This is a genomic window from Ruegeria sp. CE9, assembly GCF_056537425.1.
This window is the reverse complement of record NZ_JBQFRO010000005.1, coordinates 53,203-76,212: the sequence shown is the minus strand read 5'-3', so window position 1 is coordinate 76,212 and position 23,010 is coordinate 53,203. Positions and strand designations below refer to the sequence as shown.

The window sequence follows — 23,010 nt, the reverse complement described above, 5'->3', positions numbered from 1 at the left end:
CCGTCAACCCAGATTCAAGCGGTCAAGCAGAGAATCGAACCCCAGCCTTTCTGTGACCTTCTTGAGGACAAGATCAAGCGGCAAATAGTATTCGTGCACCAGGTACAACCCGATCCCAATTCCAACAAACGGGAGGATCAAGCTGGCCGCAACAAGGCTGCGACGTGCGATAACTTCACCTCTGGTCTGGATGTAAGGGACCGTCCCGAAGGCTGGAGCTCCAAGTCGCGAAACAAGGTCGGTCGGTCTTCTCACTGTGTTGTTCAAAGCGTCCAACAAAAGGAATATTGCGCCGGCAAGCCCCACCCCACCAACAAAGCCGAGCGCCGCGATCATCTTTCGGTTCGGCTCGGTTGGACCGCTTGGGACGACTGCTTGCTCGGTCACTGTAATACGCTGACCTCTCGATTGAGCTTCAATCTGGTCGCCCGTGCGCGCCTCTGCCAAACTGGCCGTCGCTTGTGCATATTGAAGCCGCAAATTCTCGTAGTCGCGCTCAAGCGTTCCCAATGCAATCGAATTTGTAGGGGTGGCATCAATTGACTTGGCCAACTCATCCAGTTCGTTGTTGAGTATCGCCTTCTGCTCTTCGATAAATTCAATTTGGCCATCTATATCGGCGACCTGTAGCTCGAAAGCAGTAAAGTTTGGAGCTGTCTCCGTACCAAGCCCAAGCTTTATGTTGGCAGCTTCCATCGCTGCAATTTGGCCATCCAGTGACTTTACACGCGGGTGATCCGAAGAATATATCGCAAGCGCCGACGCCCTTTCATCTTGTAGCTGCCGCAAGCGACGCTGCTCGGGGGACAGGCTTTCTCCGGCCAGATCGGCTCGGCCGGTGCGTTCATAGATTTCGACCAAACGCGCGCGTCGGTCCCGTAGTCCGGATAACTCACGATCAAGCTGCAGTAATCTTTCCTGCAACGACGATTGACGGTTCCTGCGATACTCTAAACTGTCGGGCAATGCTTCACTGTGCGCTTCTTTGAATTCAAGGATTTTTGCGCCCTGATCTGCCAGTTCCGAATCCAGTCGCGCGACCTCCTGAACAAAGAAATTCAATGTCTGTCCTGCGACGCCTGTGCGCATGGCCACATTTTCTTGCAATATCTGGGTCACAAGATCGTTGGTAACCTGCGCCGACATTTCACCGGTAGGCGCGGCAAATGAAACATTAACAAAGGAAGCCCTATTACGAGTATCCAACGGCAGGTGAATCTCAATGCGTGCACGCATGTCATCCACGATTTCGTCTGGTCTGAGGTTCGGTTGGCTGGCGTGGATACCGTATCGGCGAGACAAATCCAACAGATTCACTCGAGTTAGCAGCCTTTGCTGAATAACTTCTAAGATTTCTACAACACTGGCCTGCACCGTCGTCGACGCAAGTTCTCCGGGAATCTGTGGAGATTCGACCACCAGCCGAGACTGTGCCTTGTAGACTGGCGGCAAAGTAAAAGCAAAAATCAACCCGGCAGTCGTGCAGCAAACCACAACAAAAAGCAGCAAAGGCAATCGTCGCAAAACCAACGAAGAATAGAACCGCAACTCACCCATCATGGCATTTGCCCACTTGCTTGACTCGTTAAACTGGCTGCAAAAAATGCACCATCGGCAACGACCAGTTCAATGGTGTGTCGCACGACACCTTTCCGGCCCCGTGTAAAGGCGTAAACCATCGCTAGATCGCAGAGTTGATTGACCAAACGCGGAACACCTCCCGTAAGTTCATAGATATAGTCAGTTGCACCCGGGCTGAAAATATTGCGTTCGGCGCCTGCTACTTGCAGTCGGTGGCCGATGTATTTTCGCACATTTTTCTTATCCATGGCCCGTAGATGAAAGCTTGACGCCACACGCTGTGCGAACTGCCGCATCTCAGGGCGACGAATAACGTCCTGCAATTCGGGCTGCCCTACAAGAACCAATTGCAACAACTCGTCTTTGTTGGAATTGATATTCGTGAACATCCTTAACTCTTCAAGAGACTCAGAGCTCAGATTCTGTGCTTCGTCAAAGATCAGAATAACCCTGCGCCCCTTGGCATATTCATCGATCAGGTACTGTTGGAACGCAGCAAATAAATCAACATATGTTGCATCAGCCGGAGCCTGTTGATCGAGCGACATTAAAACCCAACGCAGCAACTCTCCCCGATCACCATGTGCATTCGAGATCAGGCCGATTTTTACATCTCCACCAATCGAATTCAGAAGATGTTGCAGGAGTGTCGTTTTCCCGGCCCCTACTTCACCGGTTATCAATGTGATTGGCGCACGAGTTAGAATGCCATATTCCAGCATCGTATAGGCTTGCAGGTGTGTCTTGGACCAGAACAGAAACTCGGGATCAGGCAACAAAGAGAAAGGTCGCTCACTCAGTCCGAAGTGAGCGGTATAAATGTCAAGCGAGCTTCGCGGGTTTGACTCGCCTGTCGTATTTGTTGGGCTAATATTCAACTTTTGGTACTCATTTACTTGTGTTAGTTCCGCCAACTCTCGGCAAACCACGTATTCTTTACTACTTGAAGAGGCCCGTTGCCCTGATCCTTGTACTAGATTCTTGTCTTTCTTATGGCACGAGCAAGCCAGCCTGCATTTGTACTTCTGCCAGATAAGGCCCAAGTTTGATATCCAACACCGAATACTACAATGATGGCGGCGGCTGAACCATCAAGTGGCCCTGCACCTTTCAATCGTCGTCACCTGTTGGACCTAGAGCGTTATGCCTAACAAAGTACATACTTCGGTCACAGTAGATTGATCATCATGTAATACCGGTGCAACCGATCCCAACACTCACAGAATAAAACATTTCTGTTTCACTGTCAGGACTGTACCTCGCCCAAGCACCGAAAATCTCAGGCGATTCCTCCTTTCGCACCCAAAACCACCTTAACTCGCATACAAGTATCGCAGTTTTCCCGCCTAACCACAGTGAACTAGGTAACTAATTGAAAAGACCCTTCATCATCAGGCGAGGTACGACATAAACTTATTCTAACCAAGAGGAGCTGACGGCACTGAACACAGCCTTTCGCCAAATGGTCATCCTCATTTCCGAAACAATCGCGCATGTAGCGGATCATTGACCCCACCAAGGTGCAATTTTTTCCTTAGAGGTTTGCACTAGCCGTTAAGATAGTGTTAGAGTGACGGTGCAAATAAGGCTGCCGGCACAATTCTGCCTTAATCTTTCTTAGCAGCTTGCGTGGTGTAGTGCCCTCTTCAGAGGGTGTTTGTGAGTAAATAAGACCGATTTCAAGGTCTTGGTTAAAGAGTGAATTGTTAAACAATGACCGTTCGGTACAATCAAGCCCCGTATAAAATTCAGTCGATACGCACAGCGCATAGCTCGGACGTGATTTCCAGAGATGCTGCCTGTTTTTACAAAGATGTGGCCAAGCGCAGCTTGGACATAGTGTTTGTGCTGCTAGCTCTACCGATCGTAGTTCCATTGGTTGTGATTTTGGCTGCGCTTTTGGCGCTCGGTGGTGGTGACCCTTTCTTCAAGCAGCAACGCGTGGGACGTGAAGGCAAACATTTCACCATGTGGAAATTGCGCACCATGGTCCCTGACGCCAGCGCCAAGCTCGAAAGCTATCTGTCCCAAAACCCTGTTGCGCGAAAAGAATGGGACGAGACACAAAAGCTCAAGAATGATCCGCGCATCACATTGCTTGGTCGCGTGTTGCGGAAAACCTCGTTGGATGAGCTGCCACAGCTGATCAATGTGCTGAAAGGCGACATGAGTCTTGTGGGGCCGCGTCCCATGATGCCAAATCAGCAAGGGCTGTACCCTGGCACCGCGTATTATGAGATGCGCCCGGGTATTACGGGTCTTTGGCAGGTTTCAGACAGAAACGACAGCAGCTTTGCCAGCCGAGCCGACTTTGACGCAACTTATTTCCAACGCTTGTCTCTGAAAACGGACTTGAGCATTATGTACGCCACTGCCGGTGTCGTCTTTCGCGGAACTGGTTACTAAGCTCTATGCGCTGTAGCATTTTGTGAACCGAGTTCCTCTGCGAGGACGCTTTGCTGAAGGTTGGAAATGCCACGAAGTCTGCTTTTGTTGCCATTTTTGGCAATCTGCTCTCTCCTGATACTTGTAGGCTGCGAAGACTCGGAAACTCGAGCAGAGCGTCACTTCGTATCCGCACTCGATCTGCTTGAAGAAGGCGATGTAGACCGCGCGCTGATCGAGCTGCGTAACGTAATCAAGTACAACGATCAGCATAAGGGCGGCAGACTTCTGTTAGCCAAGACCCTGGAACGCCAGGGGGAAACAGATGCAGCTCGAAACCAATATACGCAAGTTGTTGAGCAGTTCCCCGACCTTCTGGATGCCCGAATTGCCTTAGCGCGTATGTCACTTGAGTTCGGTGACTGGGAGACGGCGTTCCTACACGGGCGAAAAGCCTTCGAATTAGACCCTCAAAATGCTGATGCCGTATTCTTGCAAGCTGCCTTGAAATACCGAGAGGCAATCCAGTCTGATGACATTTCCGCACTAAGCAGCCCCCTGAACGCCGCAAAAGACCGATTGAAGGAAGTTCCGTCAGACAGACTGGCATGGCGGCTGGTGATTGACCACGCGATTACTGCGGCCGACTACGACCTTGCATTGCAAAATATCGAAACAGCCCTTTCTCATCATCCTGATGACTACCAGTTGTTTGTGGTTCAATTGCGCTTGCGATCCGAGCAAAATGACACGCACGGAGTGGGTGAGCTGCTAAGAACTATGACTGAGCGCTTTCCAGATGATCAAGATTCGCGAGATGCGCTGCTTTCTTGGTATATTGGACAAGACGATGTTGCTGGCGCAGAGGCTTTTTTGCGTGATCTGGCCTCTGCCCCAGATGCGGGAACAGGCGAATTCCTTGGAGTCGTAAACTTCCTTTGGCGCACTCAAGGTGCTGCGCGCGCGCGGGTTGAACTGGAAAGCCTGATCGCGGCGGACCCTGAAAACGATTCATATCATGCGACCCGCGCCGCCTTGGATTTTGAAGAAGGAGATACCGCGCCCGCAATCGCAACAATGAAAGAGCTCTTGGATAAAGAAGATTCTTCCGAGGCCTCGGCGTCACTCAAAGTGAACCTTGCGCGGATGTATGTGAGTATTGGCAATGCTGATGAAGCGAAGGCGCTCATAGACGACGCTCTATTGGCATCACCTGGTCATGTTGAAGCTTTGAAAATGCGTGCGGCATGGCAAATTGAGAACGACTTGACAGACGACGCTGTGCTTACACTGCGTACCGCTCAGGCTAGCGCCCCCCGAGATCTTGACATCATGGTTCTGATGGGCAGAGCGCACGAGCGTGCCGGCGCGCGGGAACTGGCTGGCGAGCGTTACGCACTCGCTGTTGAAGCTTCTGCGCAAGCAGCAAGAGAATCCTTACGCTATGCCGATTTCTTGATTCGAGTTGGACGTATTGACCTTGCTGAAAGCGTGATTGTTGACGCGCTGCAATTTGCGCCCAACAACATCGATTTACTCGTGACTCTCGCGGAAACACGGTTGCAACAACAGAACTGGAATGGTGTTACGCGTGTTCTTTGGCAGTTACGCGCGCAAGAACGACCAGCCGCACTGGCATCCGCCGATCAAATCGAGGTCGCCACTTTGCTTCAACAAAACCGGGTTCAGGATACTGTCGCGCTTCTAAGCAAGCTTATCGAAGATGATGCTAACAACACCACAGCGGTTGCGAAGCTGATCGATGTTCTTGTTCAGAACGACGACTTAGAAGCTGCTCGTAGCCTTTTGAGTGAACGACTGGAGAGCGATCCGGAGAACCCGAACTTGCGGCTCCAAAGCGCTCGCATCAACGTGGCAGGTGATGAATTTGAACAAGCGGAAACCATATATCGCGGGTTGCTGGAGCAATCGCCCAACGACCAGAACTCTCTTCTCGAACTCGGCCAAATTCTGGTCGCTCAGAAGCAAGAAGAAGAATTGGCGAGATTGATCGACACGGTATCCGCAGCTGAGCCAAGCTTGGAACTCCCTCGACTGATGCGGGCCCAGCAGCTAGAGCGATTGAAGGACTACGAAGGTGCAATCGAGATCTACGAAACGCTTTATGCTGACAATTCAGACAGCCTGATTATCGCCAATAATCTTGGCAGCCTGCTTGCAACGCATCGAGAAGACGAAGAAAGTTTTGATCGCGCGCACACCGTTACGAGGCGGTTGCGGGGACTAGAAGAGCCCGCCTTTCAGGAAACTTATGGCTGGATTGCTTACCGCCGCGGCAACAACACAGAAGCGCTGGCATACCTTCAAAGCGCAGTTGCTGGTTTGCCGGGTAATCCGCAGGCACTTTACCATCTTGGGGAAGTTTATTGGGCGCTTGGTCGCAATGGCGAAGCTCGCGACTCCTTGACCAAAGCGATTGAACTTTCCGAGCAGCACATGTTGCCCCAGGAAGCCAGAGCAAAAGAGCTGCTGAACGACATTGCAAAACGCAAATGAAACTTTTTACGGCAGCCGCTGAAATCCGGCAAAAACCCTAACATCGCGTCTATCTTGGGATCGCTTTTGCACGCGTCAAAACATGTGAGCAGATCCCACGTGTAACCAGTCGAAGAAGCTGCTCTAGCCTTGATATATGACCCAACTAGCTAACGTGTTGAGTTGTGTGTTGTTCGGATGAAGCACGAGATATCAAAAGCTCACGAGCGTAAGCGAAAGCTACGATGCTCAGTATACATATGACGCCTACTCCCGCGTAGATTGCAAAGGCGGCGATAATCGACATGCCCGAAGCGAAGGCTAAGCCGCTAAAAAGCGCCCCTACAAGCATTCCCATCAAAATTAGCCCAGCCATCATAGCATCAATAGTATCCAAAGATTTCTCCGACTGTAACGCTAATTCGCCAATAAGGCGAACTAAAAGCACAAATACGGCGTAATCATGCCCAAATCGTTAACAACCAGAGGTAACGCTCCAACCCCCTTAGTTGCCCAAATTCCGCTAATGAAATGTAAACACTCAAAAAGCTGGAAGAAAACGTAGCTTTCTTTGCCAATGCGAGGCAAAATATGACGGTACGGGTTGTTAAATGTTCTGTAGACGGCCGAGAAAACTAAAGGATAATCGAAAGAGTAGGCTATGAGATCTATTTTCGGGCTAATTGTTTCAGTCGTTGTCGGAGCTATAGCTGCCAAGGCAGAGGCCCAGGATTATCGCATTCAGTCGGGAGACACGTTGCGCATCGAAGTTCTTGAGGACGAGAGCTTGAACCGTGAGGTGTTGGTGCGCCCGGATGGACGAATCAACGTGCCGCTTGCGGGTTCTCTTCGCGCCGGGGGGCGAAGTGTCGAGCAGATCGGTGAAGAGCTAACTCGATTGCTGACCCCAAATTTTGCGTCCCCACCAAATGTTTATGTTTCCTTGGGCGCCCTCAACGTTCCGCTAGAACCACTGCCGCCGACCACAATTGATGTCTACGTGATCGGCGAAGCCGGGTCTCCTGGCAGGTATACCCCGGTACGTGGGACCACACTTCTCCAGTTCTTTGGGGAAATGGGCGGGTTTTCTCGGTTTGCGGCCACAAAACGGATAATGCTGCGACGCACCGACAAATCAGGTAAAGAATCGGTATACCAGTTCAATTACGATGCGATGTTAGACGGGACGGGAACAGGCGGATCGACAAAGCTGGTCAATGGTGACGTAATCGTAATCCCACAACGGCGCTTGTTCGAATAACGCCGACAAAGGGGCGAAGCAGTGAGACCAAAGTTTGTTCTGCCACCGGTGTTTCTTGGCACCGTTTGCCTAGTCGCAAATCTCGGCAGTCAATCCCACGCTCAAGGCGTAGACTTGGACCCCGGTGGTCCCCAAATGACTTTGGGAATTGCTCAACGCATTGAATCTGGTGAAAATCTATCTCTCGATGTCCCCGAAGAAGGGCATGGCACAATTGCGTCGACGATCTTGTCGTTTGGACTATCCAGCGAAACTCCGATTCAGAGTTTAAGTCTTGACGCCGTGACAGCCCTGCGCTGGTCCGATTTGCCCGACAGGGACAATGAGTTTGACTTAGGCGACTCCATTTTCGATTTCAGCTACATTCGCGAAGGTGCCAACGCCGGGCTAGACTTTGGTGCTGATTTCTCAAGTTATGATATCGGATTTTCGCGATCCTTGCGTACATTCATCGATGACGACGGAGTACTGCGCATCCCGTCCGATTTCCCGGATCTGGTTGGTGACGGTACGCGCAGGGAATACAATCTGGCTTTCCAAATGGATTTCGGCCGGCAGGATCTGATCGGGTATTATTTTCGCGTAGATACACAGGACCTAAGGTATATCGACCAAACAAGTCCGACCCTTTTCGACAACAGCACGGTTAGTGGAGGGGCCGGTGTTAGCTTTCAATTGAGTCCTACAACCGCTGCTACAATCGACGCTAGCGCGGAACGTTTCCAAGAAGATGACGCAGACCAGCGGGACCGGCGAACTAAAGACATTGTAGTCGGCCTGTCTCATGAATTTACTGCGCTTACTCGCCTGGAATTTGGGCTTGGCTACACGGATATCGATGATCGCCGTGAAATATCGGGTGATAGGCAGACCACCGGGCCAATCGGAAACTTTGGTATAGAGCACGACTTGGCAAACGGCAGCGCAACGTTCGATCTGGAATCCGAACTCGCAACGGCCGGGCGCCTAAACCGAGCTTGGGTCGGTCGCAGCAGAGAAGTTCTTGGCGGGACATTTTCCGCAACTTTGGGTGTTGCTCATACCGATGGAGGAAAAACCGAGCCGATTGGATCACTACAATACGAGCAGGTCTTCGGAGAGAACGAACTCCGGGTTTTCTTCAATCGGGATGTCGCTATAACTGACGACGATGTGTTTCGGGACGAATATGTTCTGGACATCATCTATATATTGGGCCTCGGTCCTTCTTCGCGGCTCGGACTTTCGGCGACACAGGTTCTTACCGATGATACCGCCGTCGATCCTCGCGTTGAACGCACCGATTTAAATGCGATATATAGCTATGAGCTTGAATCGGAATGGATCCTTAACGCCGGCTTGAACTACCGTATCCGAGACGAGGACGGGCTGGGTCGCGCCACAAGTCCACTGGCGTTCTTCTCGATTGGCCGCGAGTTTGCTTGGCGACCCTAGTAACCGTCTTGGGGGTAAGTTGGATCTGGTCGAATGCAGCTGGCCTCCTGCGGTACACTGCAGGCCTCAAACTGAAATCAGTTTGAAACCATACAAATCTCCAGCAGACTTAGCTGTTTTTGCAGAATGAGGATAGCAATCGCACATAATATTTGAGTTATTTCATCGATGCGCAGCTCGTTTTCAAACCTTACTTTGTGGTCCATATTTGGACCGAAATGATCAACCTGCACTAATCCATTTACTTCGCACTATTGACGCCATCGGGGCTCAACGCTCATAATTTTAAGATAGTTTTGCAATCCTCCATTAGGTGTTCGTTTGTTGAATGCATTAACTCACTATCAATCCGGCACATCCCCATCGGTACGTTTCATAGAAAACAAGAGGCCTGACATGGCGCTTGTGTCTGATTTGTTGGCTGAGTGTGAGGCCGCAAATCACTGGGCCAATTTCGGCCCGCTCTGCAAACGCCTTGCCGATGAATACCTAGAACATATGCAGCTTGGCGAAGACATCGCGGTTGTGCCTTGCGCCAATGCTGGGATCGGGCTTGAGCTAATGGCACGCCATATGGCGTCAGAAGCTGGTGTCACGAAACTGCGTTGGATCGGGCCGAGTTACAGCTTCAAGAATCTTGGCCGTGGCTATTTCTCCGATATGACGTGCTTGGATTGCGACAAACGCGGGGTTTTGGACATCAAAGAGTTGGCCGCCCAACCCACGGACAGCTACGACGGGATCATCGCTATCAATCCTTTCGGCATGTGCACGGATTTTGACGCGCTGTGTCAATTTTCTGAAAAAACAGGAAAGCCGCTGCTAATTGACAATGCCGCCGGAATCGCCCGCAAGGTCCCGAACTGGCCCTGGCAAGTATTTAGCCTGCACCAGACCAAACCTTATGGGGTTGGTGAAGGCGGACTAATGATCGTGCCCCGTGAGTGCTCTGCAGGATTGAGAGATCTCATGAGTTATGGTCCTGCAACTGGCAACCCCTCGCACTGGTTCAACAATGCCAAGCTCTCTGACATAGCGTGCGCGTTTCAGATCGCACGGCTTCAGAGTGTTTCGAGTTGGGAAGTACGTTATCGAGAGCAGAGGGCACGTATTGCAGCATTATTTGCAGAATTTAACCTATACCCATTACTCGACCCGGAAGACGCGCCGGTGACGAGCAGCTTGCCAATCGTCTTTCCAGATTCTGTCGAAGGTCTCGATGAACGTAAACAGCGCCTGATAGATGTCAATCGACAATATTTCCCGCTACTTTCATGCCCAAGCACGAATTTGCTTTATGATCGGGTGCTGAATTTTCCCTCTCATCCCGATATGGCTCTGCTTTCAGACACATTTATTGGCGAAGAGATCAAAGCGCTGTTGGACGTATCTGCCGCCCTATGACTGAACTCGTCATCTTGCCACCTTTGAAAGCACAACTTGGGTCTGGTGGCGGCTACATACTGACCCGGAAATACATGGAAGGTGTTGCCGAATTCGCGGCCAGATGGCCGGGTCGAGTGACATCTCTTGTTGAGATCAGCGCAGATGCTACGGACGATATGGATCACCAAGAGTTCTTTCCAGATGATCCAATCACCCCCATAGAAATCCGCCCTTCGAACCTCGATCAGCTGGCTGCCAGGCTGGCGGACGCCGCGGTTGTCTTCACCTTTCTCTCTCCATTCGAACATCGCTTGACTAAGGTCTGTGATCAAATTGGAGTGCCGTTAGTCTTTTGGGCCGAGTATTCACCCCAAACTGAACTTCAGATCGCTGATGCGGAGACACCAAGCTTATGGCGCCGCTGGCGCAAAAAACGCTGGCTACGAAAAGCCACGCGCACGCGCCGCGCCATGGTGGCTCGGGCCGCGGGGCTGCAATGTAGCGGTCTTCCTGTCTATGACGCCTACTCGGCCGACAGTCGATTCGCGATGGTATTTTGGGACAATAGGGTGCGATCATCTGAAATTGTATCTGAATTGGAACTTTCGGAACGAGCGACGCGACTAACGAAACAGCGTCCGCTCCGCCTTGCATTCGGCGGTAGGCTGATCGCAATGAAGGGTGTAAATTATTTGCCGGCTTTTGCGCTTGCCCTGAAGCAAACCGGCACTCCGTTCACGCTCGATATTTATGGCAGCGGACCAATGACGCAGTTCCTGGATGCAGAAATCCAGCGTCTCGGTCTGTCAGAACAGGTTGCACTAAACGGTGCATTGGACTTTCGAACGCAATGGTTGCCGACCCTAAAAGACAAAGTGGATCTGTCCATATGTCCTCACCCACAGGGTGATCCATCAAGTACTTATCCTGAAACGATGTCATGCGGATTGCCGATGGTCGGGTTCGACAATGAAGCACTATGCACTATTGCCGAAACCTCTGGTAGCGGCTGGACAGTCCCAACCGGGGACATCCAAGCATTGGCCCACAAGGTTGCAGCATTAAGCAACAATCGGGATGAAATAGTCGCTCATGCAAGGCGCGCAAGAGATTTTGCATCTGAACACTGTTTTGAAAATACCATGGATCAGCGCACCGAGCATTTGATCGCGGCGAGTAAGATTGCTTGCTGATCGATCATCCCGGCTGTTGGCGACAGAGTGCGCCTCTGTTAATACTTCCACTGAGTAGTAATAGCATATTGTTTTGTTTTTTGAGTTTACCGGACGCGGAACGGTATTGGTTGTCGAGGCACGCCTAGGATGCAAGTCGCATATTTAATCAACCACTACCCAGCAATCAGCCATACGTTCATCCGCCGCGAGATTAATGCACTTGAGGACCAGGGCGTGACCATCCACCGCTATGCTCTGAGAGGGTGGGATAGCGATCTGGTTGATCCGCTCGACCACGCGGAACTTGAAAATACGCGTTTCACCCTCAAAGATGGGCTTGCGCGATTAATGATTGGCGCGGCTGGTTTCGCTGCGAGGCATCCGGTTCGATGCCTGCGCGGATTGCGGCTTGCACTAGGCATGGCCAGAAAAAGCGAACGTGCGTGGCCCTACCATGTCGTGTACTTGGCACATGCATGCAAGGTTTTGCGCTGGCTCAAAGGCAGCGACGTCACCCATCTGCACGCCCACTTTGGTACAAATTCTGCCGAGATCGCGGCCATCATACATGCCATGGGTGGACCCGAATATAGCTTTACGATCCATGGGTCTGAAGTATTTGAAGACCCAAAGCATCATGCACTGCCACTAAAGTGCAAGGATGCGCACGCCATCATGGCGTCCTGTGCCTACATTAGCAGCCAGATTAAACTTCATATTCCACACGCGCTTTGGCCAAAAGTGCACGTTGTCCATTGCGGGCTAGCCCCGACGGCCTTCGAGAGCACCCCGATGCCGATCCCTGATCGTCCTCTGTTTCTGAGCGTTGGACGCTTCAGCCCAGAAAAAGGTCATCTCGTGTTGCTTGAGGCCTTTGCTAAACTGCTGGAAACGCATCCAGACGCAAGCCTCGTACTTGCTGGCGACGGCCCTATGCGATCTGAGATCGAAATGACTATCTCGAAACTTGGCCTTGAAGGCAAAGTTCGGATAACCGGTTGGGTCACATCCAAACAGGTGCAGGCAGAGCTTCGAGCGGCCCGAGCATTGGTCCATCCCAGCTTCATCGAAGGATTGCCTGTGGTAATTATGGAAGCTATGGCGGAACGCCGTCCAGTCGTCTCTACCTACATCGCAGGTATTCCTGAACTGGTACAAGATGGAAAGACCGGTTGGTTGGTACCCGCCGGACAAGTCGATGATCTTGCGACTGCGATGAAGGCCTGTGCGGAACTGCCCGCCGATGCGGCAATGGCCATGGGGTGCGACGGCTTTGATCGTGTCCGTCAACGCCACGACGCGATGAACGAAGCGACGCGATTGAGAACCCTTTTTGCGGAGGGTGCTTTGTGAAATCAGCAATAAAGACAGTTGGGCTTCAATGCCTCACAGCACCACCCGTCTATACAATTCTAAAGCATCAAGCGTTGCGGCAGAATCCAGTTACAATCTTGTGTTATCACACGCTTAGGCCCGACTCGGACAAGCTGGATGCGTGGGTAGCGTTGCGAATAAGCGATTTCTGCGCACAGATTAATATGCTGCGTCAAAGCTATGACATTGTATCGATAGATGATGCACTATCACCTGCTCAATCAGGTACACGCCCGCGCGTGGTCTTAACGTTTGATGATGGCGAGATTGGGTTAATCAAGCATTTGTTGCCGATTGTTCAATCTCAGGATTTGCCGGTCACCGTCTATGTCGCGACCGAACATATCTTAGGCGGGAAACCCTATTGGTTTGATCGTGTCATGAATGACCTTCAAGGTGCTGAACAGCTGGATATAGCGCTGGAAGGAATCGGATCATGGGTGATTGGGCCAGGGACCGGAAAACCAAGATGGCATCAGATCGGTGCTGTGCTTGAGGCCATCAAGCAAGCGCCAACAGAAATCCGAGACGCCTTGGCTGATCAGGTTTCAACGCAGGTTGGTGACGGACAAAATGACTTCGTACCGTTGCAACCTATGTCTGTTGCTCAACTTCAAGCCTTGGCCTCTGATCCTCGCGTCACCATCGGAGCGCATAGCCACGGTCATGAACTGTTAGATCAACTCTCTATCTCAGATGCGCAGGTCAGTGTCGCTAAATCTAGGGACTTACTCAGAAAATGGACAGGAAAGGAAACTAGCCACTTTGCTTATCCCAACGGGAACTACACCAACGCCCTGATGAGTTTACTCGACACGATGGGGTTTGCATCAGCCACTATTTTGGAAGATCGCCTCGTTTACTCCGATACTCCCAGACAGGCCTTGCCACGAATTGGTGTTGGTCGATACGATTTGTTAGAGCGGCTGAAATTGCGCCTTGTAGGCATCTAGGTCGCGGTTAGGGATTATTTTGATTGGTCGAGGTGTAGAACACTATTTTACACCACATTACCCAATAGTTTGGGGTACTGAAGACTGACTTTGCAACGGTAAGATTTGGATATGGTTGTGTTCTCAGAAAAAACCGTCTTTCGGTTAATTTTGGTCAGCATCGCGTTGGCAGTTTTATATCGGATCTACCCAGTCACTCTGGGACCGATAGTGCTGCGGCAAGCGTTTATGACCGAAGACGGCTATCTAATGTTAACGATTGCCCGCAACATGGCGATTGGTCTTGGTATGTCTGTTTCAGACGGCACAATTGCATCAAATGGTGTCCAGCCGCTGGCCACATTCCTGTTTGCCGTTCCCTTCCTCTTGACCGACGGCAACAAAGTTCTGGGTGTCGCCGGGGTGCAGCTTATCTCGGCAGCCATTGCCATCGCCGGGATCTTTACGACTAGAGCATTCTTTCGCCTTGTATTGGCACGGCAAGATGACAACTGGATCTGGCCATGGATGCTAGCCGCCCTTTGGTTCGCCAGCCCAACACTCCTGCAGCACACGATGAACGGCTTGGAGACCGGGCTATATACAGTCATGCTGACGCTGACCCTCGTCATTTTCTATAAAGTTCTGAAATTGGGGAATGACGCAGGCCTGCTTTGGTCTTTGCTGCTGGGTTTGGTCGGAGGCATTACGTTTCTGGCGCGTAACGATGCCATATTCCTACTGTTTCCCATGTTCGCCATCTGGTTCCTTTACGAATTGCACGTCACACGGCAGCGCTTCGTCAAAGTTTTTGCAACGATCTTCCTCTCAGGTATGGTCATCGTACTCATTGCCGCGCCTTGGCTGATAAATAACTATGTCAATTTTGGGTCTATCGTGCCTGTCAGCGGCACAGCTCAGGCGTTGAGTGGCGGTTTCGCAAAAAACGTAAACCTGCTGCCGGCCATGCTCTTCGAGTATGCATTTCCAATGCTGCCGGTTCCAAACTCATTGCAAACCCAACTTCTGTTCAAGCTTACGGCGACTACACTTGTCATCGCCATCGTCGCGATGTTCATCATTCAAACTTGGCGCCGTGGTGGTGTGGCTCGTTACATCGTTCTCACCTACTTAGTCTATTCGATCTTGATGAGTGCCTATTACGGCTTTTATTTCGGGGCGGGTTGGTTCTTGAGCCGATATCTTTCTCCGTTGGCACCATTCCTGATGGTCGCAACTTTTTCTGTAACCTACAGCTTGATCAGTTCTTTGATCCAAGATCAAACGCTTCGAATAATGCGTAGTTTATGCTTGCTATGCCTGCTACTGTGTTTTGCTTTGCTGGGTCGACTGCTTGTACCTGGCGTTAAAGATCAGGGACATTTTCAAGTTGTTGATTGGATTACTGAAAATGTTTCACCCGAGACTTGGGTTGGCGCTGTGCAAACTGGTACTTTAGGATACTGGCATGATCGAACGATCAATCTGGATGGCAAAGTTAATCCTGACGCGTTGCAAGCCATTCTTACTAAGGGTCACTTTCTCGACTACGTACTCCAAAGCAAAATTGAATATCTGGCAGACTGGCATGGAATTTCAACCTGGGTCACCGAGCCCACCGACCAGAACACTGCATTTTCTGAAGGCTTTGCCCTTATTGTTCACCAACCTGAAGACAACCTTGCTGTCTTGAAACGTCGTTAAGGCGATTTAATAAGGGTCAAACCAATGAGGCTAGACGAAGAACAATTGAGCGCCGCCAAAACCGCGCTTCTGGCTGAAGGGTCCGATAACCTGATTGCCTTCATGGCAGACAAGAGCATATCTGTTGACACTTCGACCGACACAATCGAAATCAAACGCCAAGCTGCAGAGCTTGGTTGGATCGATCCTGTAACCGGCGCGCAGACGACATTGGGTTTCCTAGTCAGCGATTCATGCCGCGAATACTCTTTTTGGCGTGATCGAGACAGGGAGTTACCGTTCGAGAACGCGTTGCCACATCTTTCGCGAAGCGTATTCGAAGGAAAATTCGTGTGCGAAGTCGGCTCTGGCATGGGTGCCAATTTGATGTCTCTCGTGAATTCCTCAGGAAAACTGTGTGGTGTCGAACCTGTCGAAGTCTATGCCCAGCTAGGGGACATACTTCGGCAACGTGATGGGATCAGCCCCATCGAAACGCGTCTAGGCGGCGCAGAGGCCCTCCCTTTTGAAGGCCATGCACTTGATATGGTTCTGCTGGTCACCGCACATCAGTATTTTGATATTAAGGTTGCACTTCGCGAGATTGCCCGTGTGCTGCGCCCGGGCGGTGAACTGATCCTGATCGGAGCCGCACTTACCGGGTATCTGAACAGCACAAGCCGCGATGTGTTCACCGGTAAGGGCGATCTGAAAGACTATACCATAACAATATTGAATACATTGAGTTACATGGCACTAGGCCGTCGCACCATTGGAAGCCGTAGCGGGTTTTCAACGTCGCGCCCGGTCTATCCAACACGCGCATCCATGATGCGATGGCTGAGAGCCGCTGGTTTCGAGCCGTTGGCCCAGCCAGACAAGATCGGAAACGAAACATGCTACTATATGAAGCGGATCGACTGATTAGTGTCGTCACGAATATCTCGGTCCCGGCAACTCGAAACAAGATTGTTAGAACTGGCAGATAAGGTGCGATCGACGGTTGATCATGGCTTCACATAGCCACTTTTGCTTGATGCATCCCATATCGCGAGGCAATGTGGAAATCATGCCAAGGCAGCGGGTGTTATGGTGACCGGTTCAGATAGTGTAACTGCACAAATTCAAGTTTTTAGCCGATCAATGTTAGGGCTTGCTCCGGATGCCATTTCGATGGAAGTGACCGTTTCGGGGTTTGATACGCCTGGGCCACAGGAAGGCCAAGTTTACAATCCCCAATACCATATGCTGTATTATTTCTGGGATTTCGGAGATAGTTATCCGTTCCGTGCTCCTGAAAATCTAGTGGATCCGCACAAGGATTCCGGCACCGGATATGGCCCGAAGGTATCGCACACATTTCGAACGCCAGGTGTCTACACCGTTTCCTGTCTGGTCATTGAAGCTGCCAGCGGGCTTAGTACAACAGCGACCCTAGAAGTCACGATCGGTGATCCAGACACCGCATTCCCAGGCTTAAACACGATCTTTGTTAGCCCAAGCTCCGATTTTTCGAAGGCGCCTGCGGGTTCCAAACGCGCCCGCAGCTTGGACGAAGCCTTAGACAACATCGCTGGCAATAACAGAGGCCCGAAGCGTATAGTTCTGAACCGTGGTGAGACCTTTACTTATGCTGGGCGCTGGTACGGTCTGGATCGCGGGTCCAGCTTGCCCTCAACTCATGTTGTCGCCAGTGAAGGTGATGCTGAAAAGCCGCGCGTCGTGATGAATGACGGCCTGTCTTGGAACGATAAAGCAACCCGAGGCAATGGGGCAGACAAGGATTTTGTCTGGCAGAACATAGACTTTTTTGGTCCGTGGGACTCAGTTGCCGAGTCCGGCAGAAATGTCACAGCTTTCACCCACTTCGACAAACCACCGCTGTTGCAGCTGTTTGACGGATGTTCTTTCGATGGGTTCGATATTGCGTTCTATGCTTCCAACAACGACCCGGACATCGCGCACCGCTTCGTTGTATTCAATGACAGCATTATCACCAATTGGCGCAGTTACGGCATACTCTATGGTGTGGGTGTGGGCTTGGCGCTGACCGGCACAAGAATTGTCTGTCACCCCGAGGCGGGCGTTGGCGGACCACAAGACGGCCAGCACAACAATCAGGGCCCTTTGCGTTTTCACACTGGCGATAACCTGATCATCAGCAACTGCGACTTCTTTAATCGTATAGGCTGGTCAAAGGTTGGGTCATACCAATCCATCCAGCCATGTATCCGGCAGAACGTAGCTGGCGAACCCGGCTATTTCTCAAGCATTCAGGCTTCGTCATTCGAAGGCGGCGCTGGGATCGTAGAATACACCGTTTCGGCTGGTTTATCTCCGGGGCCGATAAACGCACTGTTGGAAAAGTGCTATTTACTGGCGAACCACCAAAGTTGGGGCGGAGTACGCTCGCAAATGGCGGCGCTGACAGTGCGTAACAATGTCGTCGTGTTTCCAGCGGCCGCGCGCACCGCAACAACCATCGATCCCTTCGCGTTTGTCGAAATGACCTACGAAGCCGGTGGTCCACCAGAAACCTATTCTGCGCCGATCCGAGTCTACAACAATACCTTTGTCAATCTAATGTCCGCTGGAGACTTTCTGGGGCGTCCATTTGCAATTCCAGAAATCACTGCCTCAGGGCAGTTTACGGACATCATATCGCGTAACAATCTGATCTATCAGCCGAATGTGGGCATGCAATCGGATGGACCACTTGAACAATCACCTGTGTTGTGGCGCCCCCGCGAAGCAGGCTATCGTAGCAAATGGCAAGCAACAAAAACCGATACCGCCACACCGCACGCCACCACCGCGATGTTCAGGCCACAAGCGGGTTCCGCCGCTTTGGGTGATGCTATCGACGATCCTACTATGCAGGATACCGCCATTGACGACTTTTTTGGCGCATTGCGTCCACAAATTCCATCGCGTGGCGCACTTGAAATGGAGTGATTGAAGGGTCGGCAAATCTGTCCCTCAATTCAACCCCGCCACAATGAGGCGCGCGCGTTTTCGATCTCTGAAATGGCACGCATCTTGCCCTTGGCCAGAGCTTTCCACTGATAGTCACGAATAAATTTGACAAGTTCGGGATTGTCGTGCCGCTCAGCACGTCTCAACATTGCGCCAAAGTAACCCCAGAGCATTGCGACACCACCCAATATGTAAGGCGGCACCCGAGATTTGTTTATCGCGGACGCAATCATGAAGACTGGGTGCGTGCCCATATAGTACTGTCCAAAACCATGCCTACGCCGCCCAACGTAAATCGAGGTTTGACTGGATCCCATGGGGCGCAAATGATTAAAGCGCAATTCTGGATCATCCCAACTGCGCGGCGTCCAACCTAGCTGACGCGCTTTGTGGCAATCGATACCGTCCCACATCACTTCACGCACAAAGCCACCTATGTCTTCAAAGCACCGGATTAGAAAGAACTTGGTCATACCCAACGACATTTCATCGGTAATTCCCTCGCTTTCCATCTCGCCTTTGGAATTTTGAAAATAGGCCTTGCCAGAGCATGTACCAATCCGTGGAGTGTCTTCTAGTCGATCCATCAAAATTTCAAAATACCGGGGTGGCAAGTCGAGATCGAGGTCAAGCTTGCACAGATATGTATAATCCTGCAGGTCAATGGTCTCTAACCCAACATAGAACGCCTCGATTACCCCAGGTCCGACAGCACGGTGACCGCGATCTGACTTTGTAACAACCTTGATCCAATCATGTTGGCTAGCATATTCGGCCAAGATCTGAGGGGTTTCATCCGTGGATCCATCATCGATTATGACCCACAATGTTGGCTGCGCAGATTGGGTAATTACACTGTCAAGTGTACGACGCATGAATGCGGCTTCGTTCCGGCAAGGTGAAATCAGGACGTATGAGCGTGGGTTGGTCATAATAGCAGCTACAGAAGAACTCTTTGCGGTCTGGCCGATTGAATACAATCCGGCACCAACCATACGTAATTTGACTATTCACGTAAGCCCCATTCTGTGGTTTTCCCAAAAAGCCGTTCGTCATTCGCAGAATTCACTGCAGAGAGATGCGCATGAAGCATCAGCAATATCGATCTGAGCGTTACCGCATTTTCACTATTACACCGCTGTTTGAGTTTGCGCGGCTTCTGCCAGAGTTTGGCAGCGAAGAACTGCAAAATGGTTGCTTCTGATAACTGCACGCGGCATCAAAGAACGAACATTGTTTTTAGTATCGAATGTTATGACGTCTGGACTTTTTATGAAACGCCCCAGGGTTTTAGTACTTGCAGATGATTGTAACCCGGAATGGCCTTCTTTGCCCGTTGTCGGATACAAGTATGCGCGCGCGCTGGCAGAAGTGACCGACGCCACGATCCTTACTCACGAGCGCAACCGAGAAAACATTGAAAAAGCCGCAGACATTGTTGGCAGAACCGTATTCATCAACAATGATTGGATAGCACGACCTATGGGAGAGCTATCTACGCTACTGCGTGGCGGTACCGAGCGGGCTTGGTCGACCAATCAGATAATGGCTTATCTTCCTTACATTTTTTTTGAGCGGATGGCATTGCAACGCTTCAAATCGGAGCTGGAATCAGGTTCGTTTGATATAGTTCACCGCATCACTCCGATGTCACCTGCCCTGCCTTCCTATATTGCAGGAAGAGTCAAACAACCGTTTGTGGTCGGACCGCTTAACGGCAGTTTGAACTGGCCAGCAGAATTTGCAGCCGAACAAAAACGCGAGGGTGAAAATGCAAGCAAACTGCGTGCGCTTTACCCCTATATGCCCTTTTCAAAGTCAACCTACCGCAAGAGCAGCGCGATCCTCGCCTCGTTTCAGCATACGATCAAAGATGTATCGCGTGCGCCCGCAGATCGTATCGTATCTTTGCCCGAAGTCGCATTTGATCCAGAATTGTTTCACAATCGAGAACGGTCAACGCCTTTGTCGGGAACCGGGCCAAAAAGGTTTTTGTTCGCTGGTCGGCTTGTTCCGGTAAAGGTGACAGAGGCAGCAGTTCGAGCGTTTGTTAGTTCTGGGCGTTTGAAAGGTCACATTCTGCATATCGTGGGTGACGGACCTGAAGAAAGCCGTCTGCGCGACATTGTTCAAAAGCACGACGCACAGAAACAGGTGATATTTGAGGGACGAAAGACTCAAGAAGATGTCGCTAAGTTCATGCGCCGTTGCGATGTTTTTGTTTTCCCTTCGATAAAAGAGCTTGGAGCTGGCGTAGTAATTGAAGCTATGGCATCCGGCATGGTTTGCATTGTAACCGACTATGGTGCTCCTGGAGATCTGGTCGGCGCGGATCGTGGCGTGCGCGTACCGTTGCAAAAACTTGATGGCCTGGTCGTTGGGTATCGGGACGCAATGGAACGCTGCCTCGCAGAGCCAGAAGAACACGCTGTATTGGCACGAAATGCGCAGATTTACGCGGCGAAGCGTTTCACGTGGGAGGCCAAGGCAGAATATACAGCAAGGATTTACCAAGCATTGCTGCAAGGCCAGTCTTTGACGCAATTCGACGAGTATAACTAACAAGATTGCGAAGGACGATTTTCGCGGTTTCTTTATTATTATTGTGCCGCTTGTTCTGATAAGGTTTCTTCTGCGGTTGTAGGATTGTGAGTGATGACAGTAGCCAGTAACCAGGCCTCGCCGGTTTTAGAGGCTGGAAGACTAAACAGCTGGGGCGTATTTTGGCTCGTCCTATCTGTTTTGGCTGCCATTCTGTATTTTGCGGACGGATTTTCCGCACTGCTTACCGCATGGGCGCTACCTGAATACAGTCACGGTCCCCTAATTCCCGTACTTTCAGGCCTTCTGTTTCTGCACCAACTCAAAAGTTACCCCCCGCGTCCCGGACATATTAGTGATCGCTGGGCTGGAGTGGCCGTCATAGCTCTGGCTGTCGCGCTCGGCGCTTTGGGCAAACTGGCTGGCATCGCCGATGTCGTGGCCTACGCAATGATTGTTTGGGTCGGTGGTTTGATTTTGATCAGTTTCGGTTGGAGCACCGGGCGGCATTTCTGGCCTCCGGTCTTACACTTGGTGTTTATGTTACCGTTGCCCGACACGCTGTATTTCAAGCTTTCAACCTCGCTTCAGCTCATCTCATCGGAATTGGGTGTTTGGTTTTTGGGTTTCTTGGCAGTGCCCGTTTTTCTGGAAGGCAACATAATCGATTTCGGAACATTCAAACTGCATGTGGCAGAGGCTTGCTCTGGGCTGCGCTACCTGTTCCCGATCATGAGTTTTTCCTACATTTTTGCACTGCTATACAAAGGGCCTAAATGGCAGAAACTAGTACTGCTGTTGTTAGCCGCACCTCTAGCTGTTCTGATGAACTCGGTCCGTATTGCCGCTGCAGGGTTATTGGCTCAGAAATTCGGGACCGAGTGGTTGGTAGGTTTTACCCACTTTTTTGAAGGTTGGGTAATCTTCCTGTCCTGTATCGTGATCCTCTTTGGTGTGACCTGGGTAATGATGCGTTACCAAAATCCCAATGCGCACCTAAGAGAAGCGCTTGAACTGGATTTCGATGGACTGATACCACAGGCGATGCGAATTGGCCTGGTGCAGCCTTCCAAAGCGCTTATCTTGTCCACTTTGATCGTGTTTGCAGCGACCGCTGTATTTGAGATTCTTCCCGATCGTGAAGGTTCAATTCCCGAACGAGAACGGTTCGCTGCGTTCCAACCCACGCTTGGTGACTGGCAACAGGTGGGAACGCATCGCCGCCTTGATCCTGATACAGAGGCTTTTCTAGCCGCTGATGACTATCATAACGTAACACTTAGCCGTGGCGAAAAAGATGAGCCTGGGATTGGCCTCTTCATGGCCTGGTATGCCAACCAAAGCTCTGGTGGGGTACATTCGCCAGAAATTTGTCTGCCCGGCGCAGGGTGGGAAATCGCCTGGTTGGAGCGCACCAATATTGCCTCAGAACTAGGCCAAATCACGGATATCAATATCAACCGTGCAATTATTCAGCGCGGCGAAGTCCGCATGATGGTAATCTACTGGTTCGAACAAAAAGGGCGACGTATCGCGTGGGATTTTGCTGCCAAAATGTGGCTAATTGTAGATGGGGTTCGGACTGGACGAACCGATGGTGGATTGGTGCGACTAACCACCTTGATTGCGCCCTCTGAAACAGATGCCATGGCCGAGGCACGATTGATGGACGCTTTAATCCAGGTGCAAGACCATGTTCCGCATTTTATTCCGGAATAGGCTGAACTATTTTTTTGGTTTAAGCGCGCGGTGTTGGAACAGCTGATCCGCTTTGCAGAATGAAGGG

At 51.1% G+C, this 23,010-nt stretch carries 16 protein-coding genes; 13 read left to right on the top strand and 3 right to left on the bottom strand.

The genetic code is table 11. The features are described from left to right. Window positions 1–3 precede the first annotated feature (3 nt). Window positions 4–1,560: a GumC family protein gene (locus ACR0B3_RS11445; RefSeq protein WP_480809179.1), complete on the bottom strand. Its 1,557-nt coding sequence runs from the start codon at window positions 1,558–1,560 to the stop codon at window positions 4–6. Continuing rightward, window positions 1,557–2,624 carry an ExeA family protein gene (locus ACR0B3_RS11440; protein WP_480809178.1) on the bottom strand — a complete coding sequence of 356 codons (1,068 nt, stop codon included), beginning with the start codon at window positions 2,622–2,624 and terminating at the stop codon, window positions 1,557–1,559. Before ACR0B3_RS11440 ends, ACR0B3_RS11445 begins: the two co-directional genes overlap by 4 nt. Before the next feature lie 670 nt (window positions 2,625–3,294). Here ACR0B3_RS11440 and ACR0B3_RS11435 point away from each other — a divergent pair. The 11 genes from ACR0B3_RS11435 to ACR0B3_RS11385 all read left to right on the top strand — a co-directional run bounded on the left by ACR0B3_RS11435 (window position 3,295) and on the right by ACR0B3_RS11385 (window position 18,662). Further along, complete coding sequence (locus ACR0B3_RS11435; RefSeq protein WP_480809177.1) at window positions 3,295–3,987, top strand: sugar transferase; 693 nt, start codon at window positions 3,295–3,297, stop codon at window positions 3,985–3,987. Window positions 3,988–4,053: 66 nt separating this feature from the next. After that, window positions 4,054–6,483, top strand: a complete 2,430-nt coding sequence (locus ACR0B3_RS11430) for a tetratricopeptide repeat protein (protein ID WP_480809176.1) — start codon at window positions 4,054–4,056, stop codon at window positions 6,481–6,483. 640 nt (window positions 6,484–7,123) lie between these two features. Beyond that, window positions 7,124–7,723 (top strand): polysaccharide biosynthesis/export family protein, encoded by a 600-nt coding sequence (locus tag ACR0B3_RS11425; protein ID WP_480809175.1) that lies wholly within the window; start codon window positions 7,124–7,126, stop codon window positions 7,721–7,723. A 135-nt stretch (window positions 7,724–7,858) separates the two neighbouring features. Then, window positions 7,859–9,157: a hypothetical protein gene (locus tag ACR0B3_RS11420; protein ID WP_480809174.1), complete on the top strand. Its 1,299-nt coding sequence runs from the start codon at window positions 7,859–7,861 to the stop codon at window positions 9,155–9,157. A gap of 396 nt (window positions 9,158–9,553) precedes the next feature. After that, window positions 9,554–10,561, top strand: coding sequence for a DegT/DnrJ/EryC1/StrS family aminotransferase (locus ACR0B3_RS11415; RefSeq protein WP_480809173.1), 1,008 nt, complete (start codon window positions 9,554–9,556; stop codon window positions 10,559–10,561). Continuing rightward, window positions 10,558–11,736, top strand: a complete 1,179-nt coding sequence (locus ACR0B3_RS11410; RefSeq protein ID WP_480809172.1) for a glycosyltransferase — start codon at window positions 10,558–10,560, stop codon at window positions 11,734–11,736. Before ACR0B3_RS11415 ends, ACR0B3_RS11410 begins: the two co-directional genes overlap by 4 nt. A gap of 129 nt (window positions 11,737–11,865) precedes the next feature. Continuing rightward, window positions 11,866–13,071, top strand: a complete 1,206-nt coding sequence (locus ACR0B3_RS11405; protein ID WP_480809171.1) for a glycosyltransferase — start codon at window positions 11,866–11,868, stop codon at window positions 13,069–13,071. Beyond that, complete coding sequence (locus ACR0B3_RS11400) at window positions 13,068–14,045, top strand: polysaccharide deacetylase family protein (protein WP_480809170.1); 978 nt, start codon at window positions 13,068–13,070, stop codon at window positions 14,043–14,045. Before ACR0B3_RS11405 ends, ACR0B3_RS11400 begins: the two co-directional genes overlap by 4 nt. A gap of 111 nt (window positions 14,046–14,156) precedes the next feature. Then, window positions 14,157–15,728 (top strand): hypothetical protein, encoded by a 1,572-nt coding sequence (locus tag ACR0B3_RS11395; RefSeq protein WP_480809169.1) that lies wholly within the window; start codon window positions 14,157–14,159, stop codon window positions 15,726–15,728. A 24-nt stretch (window positions 15,729–15,752) separates the two neighbouring features. Beyond that, complete coding sequence (locus tag ACR0B3_RS11390) at window positions 15,753–16,631, top strand: class I SAM-dependent methyltransferase (RefSeq protein ID WP_480809168.1); 879 nt, start codon at window positions 15,753–15,755, stop codon at window positions 16,629–16,631. A 249-nt stretch (window positions 16,632–16,880) separates the two neighbouring features. Continuing rightward, complete coding sequence (locus ACR0B3_RS11385; RefSeq protein WP_480809167.1) at window positions 16,881–18,662, top strand: PKD domain-containing protein; 1,782 nt, start codon at window positions 16,881–16,883, stop codon at window positions 18,660–18,662. Between the two features lie 29 nt (window positions 18,663–18,691). Here ACR0B3_RS11385 and ACR0B3_RS11380 read toward each other — a convergent pair whose 3' ends face one another. After that, a complete protein-coding gene (locus ACR0B3_RS11380) occupies window positions 18,692–19,615 on the bottom strand; it encodes a glycosyltransferase family 2 protein (protein WP_480809166.1) in 924 nt (307 codons plus the stop codon). Window positions 19,616–19,916: 301 nt separating this feature from the next. Between ACR0B3_RS11380 and ACR0B3_RS11375 the strand changes: the two genes are divergently transcribed. Both ACR0B3_RS11375 and xrtD read left to right on the top strand, forming a co-directional pair. Next, window positions 19,917–21,245, top strand: a complete 1,329-nt coding sequence (locus ACR0B3_RS11375; protein ID WP_480809165.1) for a glycosyltransferase family 4 protein — start codon at window positions 19,917–19,919, stop codon at window positions 21,243–21,245. A 93-nt stretch (window positions 21,246–21,338) separates the two neighbouring features. Next, window positions 21,339–22,943: a VPLPA-CTERM-specific exosortase XrtD gene (gene xrtD, locus ACR0B3_RS11370; protein ID WP_480809399.1), complete on the top strand. Its 1,605-nt coding sequence runs from the start codon at window positions 21,339–21,341 to the stop codon at window positions 22,941–22,943. Window positions 22,944–23,010: the final 67 nt, after the last annotated feature.